The sequence below is a fragment of the Kitasatospora sp. NPDC127111 genome, from assembly GCF_042677465.1.
In the GTDB taxonomy this organism is placed as follows: domain Bacteria; phylum Actinomycetota; class Actinomycetes; order Streptomycetales; family Streptomycetaceae; genus Kitasatospora.
Genome location: NZ_JBHXTG010000006.1, coordinates 26873 through 40876 on the forward strand (window position 1 = coordinate 26873; position 14004 = coordinate 40876).

The following is a 14004-nucleotide window of genomic DNA, read 5'->3' on the forward strand; positions in this document are numbered from 1 at the left end:
GTTCGGCGGAGGCGGGTGCCGCAGGACGCGCCTGTGGCACCCGCCTCGCTGGTCAGACGGTGGGGGCCGCCGGTGCGGGGCCCTCGCCGACGGGCCGGAGGAAGTAGTCCGAGCGGCGCCGCCAACGGGCCCAGGCCGCCGCCACCAGGCCGGAGCCGATCATCAGCACTGGCACGAGCAGCTCGAACCAGCCGTTGTCGGCGGCGAGTTCGAAGTGGTCGGCGGAGGCGTAGAAGGTCCAGGCGAGGTAGCCGCCGACGAGCAGCAGCGCGGCGGCGCCGAGCAGCGGGCCGACCACCGCGCGCAGGCCCTCCAGCGGCGCGGTGCGCAGCAGGTGGCGGAAGCGCACGGCCGCGGCGACGGCGGTGAGCGCGTAGTAGAGCGCGACCACGATGCCGATCGCGTTGACGGCGGCGGAGATGAGGTCGCCGACGGTGGGGATGGCGATCGAGAGCAGGGCGAGCACGCAGGCGATGCCGGTGATCAGCAGCGTGCCGACGGCCGGGGTGCCGTGCCGGGGGTGCAGCCGGGTCCAGACCGGGCCGAGCACGCCGTCGCGTCCCATGGCGTAGAGACCGCGCGCGGTGGGGATGACCGAGGCCTGCAGTGAGGCGACGGCGGAGAAGGTCAGGGCGATCAGCGGCAGCGCGGCGAGCGGCTGGTCGGCCAGCCTGGTGCCGAAGTAGGCGAGCCCCTGCGCGCCGTTGTCGGCCAGCTCGTCCAGCGGGAGGACGCGCTGGAAGGCGGTGCCGGCGAGGACGAAGAGCAGCATCATCACGACCAGGGCGAGCAGGCCGCCGCGCGAGGCGTCCTCGGGGTCGCGGACCTCCTCGCCGACGCTGAACACCGACTCGAAGCCCCAGTAGCAGAACACCGCGAGCACCATGCCCTGGGCGAGCGCGCTGAGCGAGGGGATGTCGAAGGGGTTGAACCACTGCGGCGAGAACGGCTGGCCGCCGGCGAAGAGGCCGTAGCCGCAGAACGCGAGCAGCACGCCGTACTCGAAGACCAGCAGGTACTTCTGCAGGCGGGCGGCGAGTTCGAGGCCCCGGACGGCGACCAGTGCGGCGGCGATCAGCACGGCCAGGCCGAGCAGGGTGCACTGGAGCGTGGAGTCCGGGTCCAGGCGCAGGCCGGCGACGGAGTGGACGGCGGCCTGGCCGAGGAGCTGGATGATCGCCGAGCCGGTCACCGTGGTGGTGTACGCCATGAAGACGACGGTGCCGACGGTGTTGACCCAGCCGGTGAGGAAGCCGAGCCAGGGGTTGAGCGTCTGGCCGACCCAGCGGTAGCTGCTGCCGGCGTCGGGGTCGACCCGGTTGAGCCGGCCGTAGCCGCCGGCGATGGCGAGCACGGGCAGGAAGGCGAGCAGCATGATCGCCGGGAGGTGGAGGCCGACGATGCCGGCCGTCAGTCCGAGGCCGATGCCGATGCTGCTGGTGGCGGCCGTGCTGGAGGCGGCGATCGCCGCCCCGTCGAGCAGGCCGAGGGACTTGCGCATGGAGACGGGGGAGTCGGAGTGGGCTCTCGGACCGGTACCCGTGTCCTGGACGGTTTCTGCCAAGGGAACACCGCCTTGCGTGAGGGGGTGATGGGGGGTGGGGGCGGCCGAACGGCCGGTGGGTGGCCATGAAACCGCCGCACCCGTTTCACGTCAATGCTGTTGTCATAAGAGCGCGTGCTGCTGCCGGACGTGCGGCCGCGCGGGCGGCCAGGCGCTGCCGCACCTCCGCGGCCGGCCGCCCCTCGTCCTCGATCCGCCCCGGCCCGCTCGCGGCCGGAGCGGATCGGCGGGGACTCGGCGAGGCCTCGATCGACAATTCGGTGTCGCGCACCAGTTCGGCGCTGGTAGCGTCCTCGACGTGGCAAAGCTGAACCAGATCATCGCCGTTGAAAAGGGCGTCAAGTCCAAGTCCTTCCAGGAGCTGACCCAGGCCCACCAGGACCTGCAGAAGCCCGCACTGCTGGCCGGCATCTCCCGGACGTACCAGCCCAAGGACGAGGAGGGTGAGCAGCTGCCGCCGGAGTCGACCCGGGTGCAGCTCAAGGCCGAGGACATCCTGCGGTCCACCGCGGCCACCCTGACCCGGCTGTTCGACGTGACGGCCACCAAGGACTGGGCCAACATCGGCGCCCGGGCGGACGTCGTGGTGGACGGCCAGGTGCTGCTCGCCCAGGTGCCGGTCCCGTACCTGCTCTTCCTGGAGAAGCAGCTCACCGACCTGTTCACCTTCGTGAAGAAGCTCCCGGTGCTGGACGCCTCCGAGTCGTGGAACCTCGACCCGTCCACCGACTCGTGGAAGACCGAGCCGGTGCGCACCATCCGGACCAAGAAGGTGCCGCGCAACCACGTCAAGGCCGAGGCCACCGAGAAGCACCCCGCCCAGGTCGAGGTCTACTACGAGGACATCGCGGTCGGCTACTGGACCACGGTCAAGTTCTCGGGCGCGCTGCCGGCCCGCCGGGTGAACGAGCTCGCCGAGCGGGTGGAGAAGCTCCAGCAGGCGGTGAAGTTCGCCCGCGAGGAGGCCAACGCCGTGGAGGTCACCGACCAGCGGGTGGGTGACGCCGTCTTCGGCTACCTGTTCCGGTAGCCCCATGATCGCCCGCCCGGGGAGCCGGGCGGGTGCACCGGGCGCGCCGAGAACCCAGGCCCGGGGAGCCGGGCGGGGGCGCTGCGCGGTGCGAAAAGCTGACACTGATGTTGAAGCTGACCAGGGGTCACAGTGGAGGTTCGATCCCTCCCCCCGGCACCACGAGCCGGGGTAGCCCAAGCAGGCAGAGGCAGACCTCGTGAACCTCAGACTCTCGCTCCAGTCTCAGCATTCGCCGCCGAACGCCGGATCGACGGGGTGTGGACGAATATCGACGAATGCAGGTTCAAGTCCTGTCTGTGCCGCTCCGTGGCACGGTAGTTCAAAGGTAGAACGCGTCGGTTTCAATCTGATCCGCGACCCTTAAACGTGCCGGTGTGCGCAATTGGGCGGCACACAGGGGCCCGGGAGCTGGCTACGCTCCCGGGTCCTCTCGCATTTCCCGGCGGCCGGTACTGCGCCGCCCCCTGCCCGTAATTCGTTTGACCCGGCGGAGCGGTGGCGCTGCACTGTGCGGGGGACACCACGCGTCGTGGTGCCGATATCCGGGAGGCAACGGCAGGATGGAGATTCGTTCCACCACCGACGAGGACCTCGACGTCTTCGTCGACACCCTTCACGCCGCGTTCGGGCGCTTCCCGGAGACCCCGGGCGAGGGCGGGCGCGGGGTGTGGTGGTCGGTGTTCGAGATGGACCGCGGCCTGCTCGCCGTGACGGCGGACGGGCGGCCCATCGGCACCGCCGGCGCGTACACCTTCGAGCTCACCCTGCCCGGTGAGGTCATCGCCCCGACCGCCGGGGTTACCGCCGTCGGCGTCCTGCCGTCGCACCGACGCCGGGGCGTGCTGACCGCGATGATGCGGCGTCAGCTCACCGAGCTGCGTGACCGCGGGGAGTTCCTCTCCGTCCTGCTGGCCTCCGAGGCCCTGATCTACCGCAGGTTCGGCTACGGGCCGGCGACGTACACCGCGCGGCTGACGGTGCCGCGCCACCAGGCGTCCCTCGCCCGTCCCCGGGCGCGGGGGACGGCCGACACGCCGGCGAGCGGCCCGGAGGCCGGCACCGTCGAGGTGCTGCGGCGGGCGGAGTGCGGCGCGATCCTGGAAGAGGTCTACGACCGGTACCGCCGTTCGCAGCCCGGCGCGCTGTCCCGGCCGCACCGCTGGTGGGCCTCGGGAGCCGGGCAGCCCCCGATCGCCCCGGCACCGCGCTACGTCGCCGTCCACCGCGACGCCGACGGGGTCCCGGACGGGTACGCGAGCTATTCGATCGGCGAGTCCGAGACCCTGACGGTCGACGAGACCGTGGCCGCCGACGACCGGGTCCACACCGCCCTGGCGCGGTTCCTGCTCGAACACGACCTGGTCACCAAGGTCGTGTTCAAGCACGTCCCGACCGGGCACCCGCTGCGCTGGCAGTTCGAGGACTTCCGCGCCGGCGAGGTGAGCGGCGACACCGACTGGCTCTGGGTGCGGCTGCTGGACGTCCCGCGGGCGCTGACCGCGCGCGGCTGGTTCACGGACGGCGAGCTCGTCCTCGACGTCGACGACCCGTTCCTCGGCGAGCACGGCCGCTACCTGCTGACCGTCCGGGACGGCAAGGCCGAGTGCGTGCCGACCGACCGGGAGCCAGACCTGTCCCTGGACGTGAGCGACCTGGGCTCCGTCTACCTCGGCGGCACCACCCTGAGCACGCTGGTGCGGGCCGGCCACATCCGGGCCCACCACCCGGGCGCGGCCGCCCTCGCCGACACCCTCTTCCGCGCCGAGCGCCCCCCGCACTGCCTGCACTGGTTCTGAGGAGTGGGTTCGCGCTGCGCCGGGGATGCGGCGGACACCGGGCAGACGAGGTCGCCGCGGGTGGCGAGGGTCATCGCAGCCAGGTGGCCGGGGGGACAACGCCGACCCGCCGGTGGAGGGTCCTGCGCGGCCAGGGCGGTGCGGAGGGGACCGGTGAACGGACTTTCAAGCCCGCCGCCAGCACCCGGCGCGGGGAGCCCGGCGAGCGGGACCACCCGTCGCCGCCGTCGCGAGCTGACGCGCCGCCCGCTCGCGATCGGGGCGGTGCCCTCCGGCGGAGACCGGTTGACCGGTGGGGGAGGATGAAGGCGTGATCTCCAAGGAACGTGCCGTCGAGCTCGCCGAATCCCTCCTGGCCAGGGAGCAAATGACGTGGCCGTGGAGTCCCGTTCCCGAGCTGGCCATCCACAGCGTGGAGGAGTACTCGGTCGGCTGGGTCTTCTACTGGGACACGGCGGAGTTCGCCCGCACCGGCGACGCGCGGCTCGGTTTCGGGAGCAGCAGCCACTACCTGGTGGACCGTCACGACGGGAGCATCCACTTCGTCCCCGCCGTCAGGGGGTTGGACGAGGGGTGGGAGGACGACTACCTGTGGCAGACCAGGGGCGTCAGGCCGCCCGACCCCCTGGCGGCCGCCGTCCGCGAACTCGTGCGGTCCGCCGGGGTGGTGGCCGCGATGAGCCACCTTCGCAAGGAGGCGCCGCGGCTCAGCCTGCAGCAGGCGAAGGCGTACGTCGCGGTCGTCCGGGACGGCGCCGAACCGCCGGAGGACCTGGCGGCGCTCACCCGGAAAGCGCCCAAGTGGCCGTTCCAGCCGGTGGAAACCCTGGCCGGCCCGGTTCAGTAGGCCCCGGCCGGGGAAGAACAGGAGGGCGATGACGCTTCCCGGTGGTTCTAGCGGGCCGCGGCGGCCGTCAGCTCGGCTGCGGCCGCTGCCTCGGGGGAGGCGATCCGGGGGAGGATCAGGCCCCAGAAGCGGGCGGTGACATCGGGTTTCAGCCAGGACCGGTCGCGCACGGCCAGCGCCGCGAAGCCTGCCGCGGCCGCCACCGCGGCGATCGCGACGTCGGCTCCGGCGACGCCCTCGTCGAGTTCCCGTGCCTGCTCGGCCTCGGCCAGGACCTCCTCGACCCAGCGCCGCCACTGCTCGCGAAGGTCCTCGCCCAGCGGGCGGCCGGCGTCCCGGGTGAGCGCGAACCCGGCCTGGATCAGCGGGTCCTGGTCCAGCCGGGCGAACAGCCGGTGGGTGGCCTCGACCAGCCGCCCGAGCGCGGGCGGGCGGGCGTCGAGCCGGCCGGGGCCGGTGAGGCCACCGGGCGCGCACACCTCGTCGCGCAGTACGGCGGCGGCCTCGGCCACGACGGCCGTGGCGAGGTCCTGCTTGGTGCCGAAGTGGTAGTGCAGGCCGCCGTAGCTGACTCCGGCCCGCTTGGCGATCCGGGCGAGCGAGACGGTCTCGAAGGCCTCGGTGGCGAACTCCTCGCCGGCGGCGACAAGTAACGCCCGTCGGGTCTGGGCGGCGCGCTTCTGCTTCACCATTTTCACCATCGCGAGGCCTCCTGACCGCGGGCCGGCTGCGCGGAGGCAGCGGCCCGACCCAATCCCGACCGTCCGGCGGGAACCTTCACCCGGACTACACGAATATTAAACCATCATGTCGGTTTCTTCTGAAGAGGCGTCATGGGTGGGGCTCACGGAGGCTCGCGGCGGCTCGCGGCGGCTCGCCATGGCCCACGGCGACCGCAGCGGCCCGTGGCGGCCCATGGCGGCCGTGGCGGCGTGACGGACGGCCCGCGCCCGCCACGCCACCCCCCCGGGCCGTGCTACTCCGCAGCGGCCCCCAGCACCACGGGCAGCGAGCCGTAGCCGTTGACGATGAACGACGGTATGGGCTCGATCTCGTCCGCCGGGACGGCCAGCGCCACCTGCGGGAACCGCTCGAACAGCCCGGTCAGCGCCACGGTGGCCTCCATCCGGGCCAGCGGCGCGCCCACGCAGAAGTGCACGCCGTGCCCGAAGCCGAGGTGGTCCCGCCGGCCCGGGCGCAGCAGGTCGAACCGGGTGGCGTCCTCGCCGTGGTGCTCGGCGTCGATGCCAGTGGAGGCGAAGGAGACCAGGATCGGCTCCCCCTTGCGGATCAGCACGCCGTCCAGGTCGATGTCCTCCACCGCGAAGCGCATCGGCGAGTACGCGGCCGGGTTGCGGCTGCGCATGGTCTCGGCGATCACGTCGGCCCAGCCGGCCCGCCCGGTGCGCACGTGCTCCAGCTGGGCCGGGTCGGCGAGCAGCGCGCCCAGCGCGTTGGCGATCAGCGTGCAGGTCGTCTCCTGACCGGCCGCGATCATCAGGTACAGGGTGCCGAGCAGCTCCTGCTCGCTCAGCGTCTGGCCCTCGTGGCGGGCCGAGATCAGCGCGGAGGTCAGGTCGTCGCCGGGCTCGCGCAGCTTCTCCTGGACGAGCTCGCCGAGCATCCCGAAGACCTCCAGCTGCGCCGCGGCCATCTCCTCCGCGGACGTCGAGGTGCTGAACACCAGCTGCAGCGCGGTGCACAGCGGTTCGCGGAGCTCCTCGGCGACGCCGAAGAGGTCGCAGATGACCCGCATGGGCAGCTGCTTGGCGAAGGCGAGGCGCAGGTCGACGCGCTCTCCGGCGGGCAGGGCGGCCAGGTCGTCCAGCAGTTCGGCGACGTTGCGCTCGATGGCGGGCCGCAGGGCCTCGGTCCGGCGGGCGGTGAACGCCCCGGCGACCAGGCGGCGCAGGCGCGTGTGTCTATCGCCGTAGGCGAAGAGCATGTTCTCGTTGGCGACCCACGGGTAGAGCGGCCACTCGGAGGTGATGCGCCCCTCGATGAAGGCCGGCCAGTGCTGACGGGCGTCCTTGGACACCCGCGGGTCGGTGAGCAGGCGTACGACGTACCGCTGGCGGGTGACGGCCCAGGCGCGGACCCCGCCGGGCAGTTCGACCTCGACGGCGGGCCCCCGGCCCTGCAGCATCGCCGCCTCGCCGTTCAGATCGCGCCCGAGGACGTCGAGCGCGTACGGGCAGGTGGTCGTGGTCTCCATCAGTGCCTCTTCCATGCAACGGCGTTCGCGCCGTTTCGTCCCCCGTCGGCACCGCGCCGCGAGGCCTCGGGCGCGTCCGACCGTTCCCGCCGGGCACGGTCGCACGAGCCCTCGGGCCCGCCCCCGGAGCCGCCTGGCCGGCGGGAACGCGAGGACGGGCCCGGGGCCTGTTTCTAGTGGATCGGCCCTGACCGGCGCCAATCCACCGGGCGGGCCCTACGCCTCGGGGGACTCCTCCGCCTCCTGACGGAGCTTCATGATCTGCTGGTGGACCCGCAGTCCGCGCTCGGGGCTGAAGTCCAGCTGGGAGAGCGCGGTCGGCGCCGCGACCGAGGCCAGCAGGACCCGGTAGAGGTCGCTCACCCGCTCCGGCATGTCGGTCCGGCCGGTCATGATGTCGGACAGCACCTGTACGCCGGTGAACGCACCGACCGTCAGCTTGGCGAGGCTGAGCGTGTCGACGTAGGGCAGCAGTTCGCCGTTGGCCTTGGCCTCTTCGAGGAGCGCGTGGGTGTGCTCGATCCAGCCCTGCATCGGAAGGCGCCGGTCGAATCCGCCCTGGGCCGGGCCCTGGTCGACGGTCAGTCTGACGCTGCCCCGGACGATCGGGTCCCCGGTGTCGCGCTGGAGCAGGTGGGTCAGCAGCAGCGCCTCGTCCAGGGACTGCTGGAGCTTGAGGTCCCGCCCCGGGACGGGCGGCAGGGCGCCCACCTGTTCGGCCAGCACGCCCTGGGCCAGCTCCTCCTTGGAGCTGAAGTGGAAGTACAGCGCGCCGCGGGTCACCCCGGAGCGCTTGAGGATCTCGGAGATGGTGGCGGCCTCGTAGCCGAGCTCGTCGAAGACCTCGGCCGCGGCGACCAGGATCGCCCGCTTCGTCCTGACCGCACGTTCTTGCAGCGCCACCGCCCCGACCTCCGGGAGTCTTGAAACCATTCGGCATGTTGCTCAGCGTCCGCCGTCGCAATGGACCGCGGGTGCAGGCACGAGCCCCGGACCCCGGGGAAGTCCGATCCTTTCACAGATGGTACCGGTCGATGCCACTTTAAAACCGATCGATCGGTATCTCAAGTACGAACCGACCTTTACCGAAGGCCGCGGTTCCCGGCAAGATGTGCCAGGTCCGGTCCAAACCGATTGGTACGTTTGTTGCAACGGTCGGGACCTCCACCTTTCTACCCGTCGTCATACCGAGGGTTCCATGACCACTGCGATACTCCGCGACCAGACCTCGTCCGAGGTCGTCGGCCTCCCGTCCGACCGGGACGCGGGCGGGCCCGCCGGGGCCGGGGGCCGGGCCGGAGCCCGGGAGCCGGCCGGGGCGCTCGTCCGGGAACTCACCGGCCTGCTGTTCGACCGGGAGGACCGCGAGCGGGTGCACGGCCCCTGGCGCGCCCTGCTCGCCGACGAAACGTTCCACCACCGTGACGGTCTGACGCCCGGGCAGCGCGTCGGGCTCTCCTACGAGCGCCTGCGCGCGGTCAACGCGGTGGCCGGCGCCCCCGAGGACCTCGCCCGCGACCCGCGCCGGCTGGCCGCGCTGCACGAGTGGACCGGTGTGGTGGACGGCGGTCTGTGCACGCTGGCCAGCATCCACTACAACCTGTTCCTCGGCAGCCTGCTCGACCACGAGGAGGGCCCCGGCGGCCGGGACCTCTCCGAGTACACCGCGCTGCGCCGCACCGGCACCTTCCTCTGCACCGAGCTGGACCACGGCAACGACGCCTCCGCCCTCGAGACCACGGCCGAGTTCGACCGGGCCACCGGGGAGTTCGTCCTGAACACGCCGACCGAGGGGGCGCAGAAGTTCATGCCGAACACCAGCCTCGCCGGCGGCCCCAAGAGCGCCGTGGTCGCCGCGCGGCTGCTGGTCGACGGCACGGACCGGGGCGTCTTCCTCTTCCTCACGCCCCTGAGCGACGCCGACGGCCACCTGCCGGGCGTGCACGTGCGCCGACTGCCCTACCGCACCGGCACCGCCGTCGACCACTGCCTCACCGCCTTCGACCACGTCCGGCTGCCCCGGGAGGCCATGCTCCAGGCCGACCACGGCCGGGTCGCACCCGACGGCACCTTCACCAGCAGCGTCGGCAGCCGGCGCAAGCGGTTACTGGAGTCCATCGACCGCGTCACCACCGGCAAGCTCTGCATGAGCGGCGGCACCCTCGGGATGGCCCGCGCCGCCCTGGTCTTCGCGGTGCGCCACGCCCACACCCGGCAGGTCAGCGGGCCCAGGCTCGGCCAGCGCGTGCCGCTGATGGCCCACCGCAGTCACCACTCCCGGCTGCTGGACGGCATGGCCACGGCCTACGCGATGACGTTCCTGCACCGGTCGGTGACGGACCGGTGGGTGCGCCACACGCCGGAGGAGCGCGAGGACGTCGCGCGTCGGATCGCCATCGCCAAGGGCTGGATCACCTGGCAGGCCCGGGCGATCACCGCCGAGGCCCGCGAGCGCTGCGGCGCCCAGGGCCTGTTCCCCGCCAACGGGCTCTCCGAGCTGGGGCAGAACATCGAAGGCGGCATCACCGCCGAGGGCGACAACCTGGTGATCTGGCTGAAGGCCGCCTCCGAACTGCTCTTCGACCGTACGATCGCCGACCGCCCCGCCGCCCCCGCCCCGGAGGGACGGCCGCTGACCGACCCGGCCTTCCTGCGCGGCCTGCTGGCCGAGCTGGTCGCGGGCCGGCAGGCCCGGGCCCGGGAGGCCCTGCGCCAGGGCCCCTCCGGGGACCCGCTCGACCGCTGGAACGAGGCCTCCGGCCCCGCCCTGGAGATGATCGAGGCCGCGGCCTGTCTCCAGGCCGCCGACGCGTTCATCGCCGCCGCGGCCGACGCGGCCACCGCCGGGGCGCGGGAGCTGCTGGAGGACCTCTGCCGGCTCTTCCTGCTCCGGCACCTCGACCCGCACACCGGGCTCCTGCTCGCGGACGGCCACCTGACGGCGGACCACGTCCGCGCGCTCGCGCCGACCGTCAGCGCCGTCATCGGCCGCCTCGCCCCGCACGCGCTGACGCTGGCGGACGCCTTCGACCTGCCGGAGGAGTTCCTCGCCACCGTGCCGATCGCCTCCGGCGGCCGGGCGGGCCTCGTCTGAGCCCCGGCCCCCGCTTCGCGCGGCCGGTGCCGCCGCCGGCCACGCGAAGCGGCCCGGGCGGCCTGGCCGTCCGGGCCGCCCGGGCGTGCACCGCCGTCCGGGCCGTTACGCCGTGACCGTCAGGGCCCGCGCGCGTTCGGCCGCGACGCGGGCGGTGCCTCCGGTCAGCAGGTCGGAGGGGCGCAGGCGCCAGCCGCGTTCGCGCAGGGTGCCGCTGACCCGCAGGGCCATCAGCGAGTCCCCGCCGTGGGCGAGGAAGTCGTCGTCCACTCCGAAGGCGGGATCGCGGAGCAGCTCCCGGAGGAGGCCGAGGAGTTGGTCCACCACCGGTGCGTCCGCGCCGGCCTGGCCCTCCGGCGCCGGGTGGTCGGCCGGCGCCGGGGTGTGTTCGGCGGCGGCCAGGGCGGCGACGGCCCGGCGGTCGATCTTGCCGGAGGGGGTCAGCGGCAGCCGGTCGAAGACGAAGATCGGGCCGGGGACCATGTACGCGGGCAGGCGCGGGCGCAGCCGGTCGCGGAGCTCCTCGGCCGTCGGGCCGTCGGGGGTGCGCGAGATGCCGGCCCCGAGGGTCAGGCCGCCGGCGCCGTCGTCGAGGGTGACGGCGGCGGCCGCGGTGACGCCGGGGGTGTCCAGCAGGTGGCGGTCGACCTCGTCGAGCTCGATCCGGTGGCCGCGCACCTTGACCTGGTTGTCGAGGCGGCCGAGGAACTCGAGTTCGCCGTCCGCGCGGCGGACGACCTGGTCCCCGGTGCGGTACATCCGGGCGTCGGGGCCGGAGCCCGTCCCGGCGGGGGCGGCGAACGGGTCCGGGCGGAAGCGCTCGGCGGTGCGGCCGGGGTCGTGGAGGTAGCCGGCGGCGAGCAGCGGGCCGCCGATCCACAGCTCGCCGGGCACGCCGTCCGGGACGGGGCGCTGTTCCTCGTCGAGGAGGTACAGCAGCCGTTCGCCCAGCGGGCCGCCGATCGGCAGTCCGGTGCTCCCGGGGACGGGTTGCCCGGGCCGCAGGACGAGGGCCGTGGCGGTGATGACGGTTTCCGTCGGGCCGTAGCCGTTGACCAGGGTGGTGTGGCCGAGCGGTCCACGCCGGTGGACGTCGACGTCGTTGGCGGTGGCGCTCTCGCCGCCGATGACCACCGTGCGGACGCCCGTGAAGTCCGGGCCGGCCGCGTCCCCGGAGGCGGCGCCGGTTCCACGCGGGCCGTCCGGGCCGCCCGCGGTCTCGGTGCAGAGCAGGCGCCAGTAGGCGGTGGGCAGTTGGAGGACGGTCACGCCGAGCGCGCGGGCCTGGGCCGCCAGGGCGGCCGCGTCGGGGGCGCCGGCGCTGCGGAAGGCGAGGGTGCCGCCGGCGGCGAGGGTCGGCCAGATCTCCTCCTGGGCGACGTCGAAGCCCGCGCTGGCGAACTGGAGGACGACGTCCTGCCGGTCCAGCGCGAACAGGTCGACGGCGGCGGCGACGTGGCCGGCCAGCGCCCGGTGCCCGACCACGACGCCCTTGGGCGCGCCGGTCGAGCCGGAGGTGTAGATCACGTAGGCGGGCCGGTCGCCGGGGGCCGGCGCCGGGTCGAGGGCGGCGCCGCGCCGGGCGGTGGGCAGGGCGGCCGGCCGCTCGCCGCGGTCGAAGACGGCGGCTGCGCCGGAGTCGCGCAGGAGGCGGGCGCAGTACTCGTCCGGGGCGGCGGCGTCCATCGGCAGGAAGGCCGCGCCGGCCCGCCAGACGGCGAGCATCGCGACGACCAGGGCGGGCCCGGCGGGCAGGCGGATGCCGACGAGGTCGCCGGTGCCGACGCCGAGGTCGGTGAGGTCGCGGGCCGTGCGGTCGGCGCGGTCCCGGAGTTCGGCGTAGCCGAGTTCGCCGTCGGCGGTGCGCAGGGCGACCGCCGGGCCGTCGGCGTCGGCCCGGGCGTCGATGAGGTCCGGCACCCAGGTGTGGGCGGTCCCGGTGAGCGGGGAACCGGTCCGGGGGAGTGGGGAGGTCGTGTCGGTCATCGGTCCATCTCTGGTGGGAAGGAGCGGACGGGGTGGTGGGCGACGGCCGCGGGCCGACGCGTGGTCGGAGCCTGGAAGCGGTGGGCGCCGACCGTCGGAATGTCAGGAGGTCAGAACGTCAGAAGGTCGGAATGTCAGGACGGCGGAAAATCCGAACATCAGAACGTCAGGACATCGGAACGTCCCGGTGTCCCGGCACCAGGGCGCCGGGACACCGGGACGCCGGAGCGTCAGACCGCCTCCACGGCCGGCCCGAGGGCGACCCGGCGCCGCCCGGCCGCGGCCACGACGAAGGCGACGCCGCCGAAGGCCAGGGCGCAGCCGTAGGCGGCGTGCGGCCCCACGGTGTCGGCCAGCCGGGCGCCGGCCGAGGAGCCGGAGGCCACGCCGAGCCAGATCGCCGTGGACTGCCAGGCCATGGCCTCGGTGCGGCGCGAGGCCGGGACGCCGTCCAGGACGAGCAGCATGCCCGCGACCATGGCGGGCGCCGAGGCCGCGCCGGCGAGGAAGAGCACGAGGGCGCCGCCGACCAGGCCGTCGACCAGGAGCATCGGCGCGATGCCGAGCGCCATCAGAGCCGTCGCCCCCTGCAGGATGCGGGTGGTGGGCAGGTTCCACTCGCGGGCCCCGTAGGCCAGGCCGGCGACCGTGCTGCCGATCCCGTAGCCCGCCAGCAGCACGCCGGCCAGGCCCGGGTGGCCGAGGTCGGCGGTGAAGTCGACGGTCGCGACGTCGACCGAGCCCCACATGGCGCCCAGGCAGACGTTGACCGCACCGATGACGAGCACCGGTCCGAGCAGGAGCGCGCTGCCGGTCGGCCGGGGGCCGGTGGCGAGCGGGGGTTCGGTGTCACGGCGGAGTGCCAGGACGGCACTGCCGCCGCACACCAGCACCAGCGAGCAGATGATCCCGGCCGCCGGGTGGGACCCGGCGGCCAGGGCGGTGGCGATGACCGGTCCGAGGATGAAGATCACGTCATCGACGACCGATTCGAGCGCGAAGGCGGTGGCCAGGACCGGTGAGCCCGAGAGCAGCCCGCTCCACCGTGCCCGGACCATGGAGCCGATCGCGGGCGTGGCGGCTCCGAGGAGCGCCGCGGTGGGGAACAGCACCCACAGCGGCGCCCCGTGCTGCACGCTGAGCACGAACGCCGTGCCGTCGAGCGCGCACAGCGCGGCGCAGAGCAGCAGGATCGGGCGCTGGCCGATCCGGTCCGCCACCCGCGCCAGCTGGGGCGCGGCCACCGCGTACCCGAGGGCGGAGGTGGCGGACACCGCCCCGGCGGTGCCGTAGTCGTTCCGGACCGACTTGACGAGGAGCAGGATGCTCAGGCCCGTCATGCCGATCGGGAACCGCGCGAGCAGCCCGGGGAGCACGAAGCCGAGCGCGCCGGGGGTGGACAGGGCCTGACGGTAGCGGTTGCCGTCCTCGGGTGCGCCGTCCTCGGGTTCACGTCCTGCCGTCATCGG

General features: G+C 73.7%; 10 protein-coding genes and 1 pseudogene. 5 read left to right on the top strand and 6 right to left on the bottom strand.

The genetic code is table 11. From position 1 onward, the window contains the following. Positions 1–52: 52 nt before the first annotated feature. On the bottom strand, positions 53–1501 hold the full coding sequence (locus tag ACFVHB_RS05810) for an APC family permease (protein ID WP_380315664.1): 1449 nt from the start codon (positions 1499–1501) through the stop codon (positions 53–55). A gap of 361 nt (positions 1502–1862) precedes the next feature. Here ACFVHB_RS05810 and ACFVHB_RS05815 point away from each other — a divergent pair, with 361 nt between their 5' ends. From ACFVHB_RS05815 to ACFVHB_RS05830, 4 genes and pseudogenes are all read left to right on the top strand, one after another. Beyond that, positions 1863–2594: a hypothetical protein gene (locus tag ACFVHB_RS05815; protein WP_380315667.1), complete on the top strand. Its 732-nt coding sequence runs from the start codon at positions 1863–1865 to the stop codon at positions 2592–2594. A gap of 71 nt (positions 2595–2665) precedes the next feature. Further along, positions 2666–2756, top strand: a pseudogene (locus tag ACFVHB_RS05820). Positions 2757–3157: 401 nt separating this feature from the next. Next, positions 3158–4393 (top strand): GNAT family N-acetyltransferase, encoded by a 1236-nt coding sequence (locus ACFVHB_RS05825; protein ID WP_380315670.1) that lies wholly within the window; start codon positions 3158–3160, stop codon positions 4391–4393. Positions 4394–4703: 310 nt separating this feature from the next. Continuing rightward, complete coding sequence (locus ACFVHB_RS05830) at positions 4704–5240, top strand: YrhB domain-containing protein (protein ID WP_380315673.1); 537 nt, start codon at positions 4704–4706, stop codon at positions 5238–5240. A 47-nt stretch (positions 5241–5287) separates the two neighbouring features. Here ACFVHB_RS05830 and ACFVHB_RS05835 read toward each other — a convergent pair whose 3' ends face one another. From ACFVHB_RS05835 to ACFVHB_RS05845, 3 genes are all read right to left on the bottom strand, one after another. Beyond that, entirely contained in the window at positions 5288–5941 is a 654-nt protein-coding gene (locus ACFVHB_RS05835) for a TetR family transcriptional regulator (protein WP_380315676.1), read from the bottom strand. Positions 5942–6216: 275 nt separating this feature from the next. Beyond that, on the bottom strand, positions 6217–7455 hold the full coding sequence (locus ACFVHB_RS05840) for a cytochrome P450 (protein ID WP_380315678.1): 1239 nt from the start codon (positions 7453–7455) through the stop codon (positions 6217–6219). Positions 7456–7671: 216 nt separating this feature from the next. Next, entirely contained in the window at positions 7672–8358 is a 687-nt protein-coding gene (locus ACFVHB_RS05845) for a ScbR family autoregulator-binding transcription factor (RefSeq protein WP_380315681.1), read from the bottom strand. Positions 8359–8653: 295 nt separating this feature from the next. Here ACFVHB_RS05845 and ACFVHB_RS05850 point away from each other — a divergent pair, with 295 nt between their 5' ends. Further along, positions 8654–10549, top strand: a complete 1896-nt coding sequence (locus tag ACFVHB_RS05850; protein WP_380315684.1) for an acyl-CoA dehydrogenase — start codon at positions 8654–8656, stop codon at positions 10547–10549. Positions 10550–10654: 105 nt separating this feature from the next. On the opposite strand, the gene ACFVHB_RS05855 is transcribed toward ACFVHB_RS05850, so the two are convergent. Together ACFVHB_RS05855 and ACFVHB_RS05860 are read right to left on the bottom strand one after the other, a co-directional pair. After that, positions 10655–12535, bottom strand: coding sequence for a non-ribosomal peptide synthetase (locus ACFVHB_RS05855; RefSeq protein ID WP_380315687.1), 1881 nt, complete (start codon positions 12533–12535; stop codon positions 10655–10657). A gap of 230 nt (positions 12536–12765) precedes the next feature. After that, positions 12766–14001, bottom strand: coding sequence for an MFS transporter (locus ACFVHB_RS05860; protein WP_380315690.1), 1236 nt, complete (start codon positions 13999–14001; stop codon positions 12766–12768). Between the last annotated feature and the right edge of the window lie 3 nt (positions 14002–14004).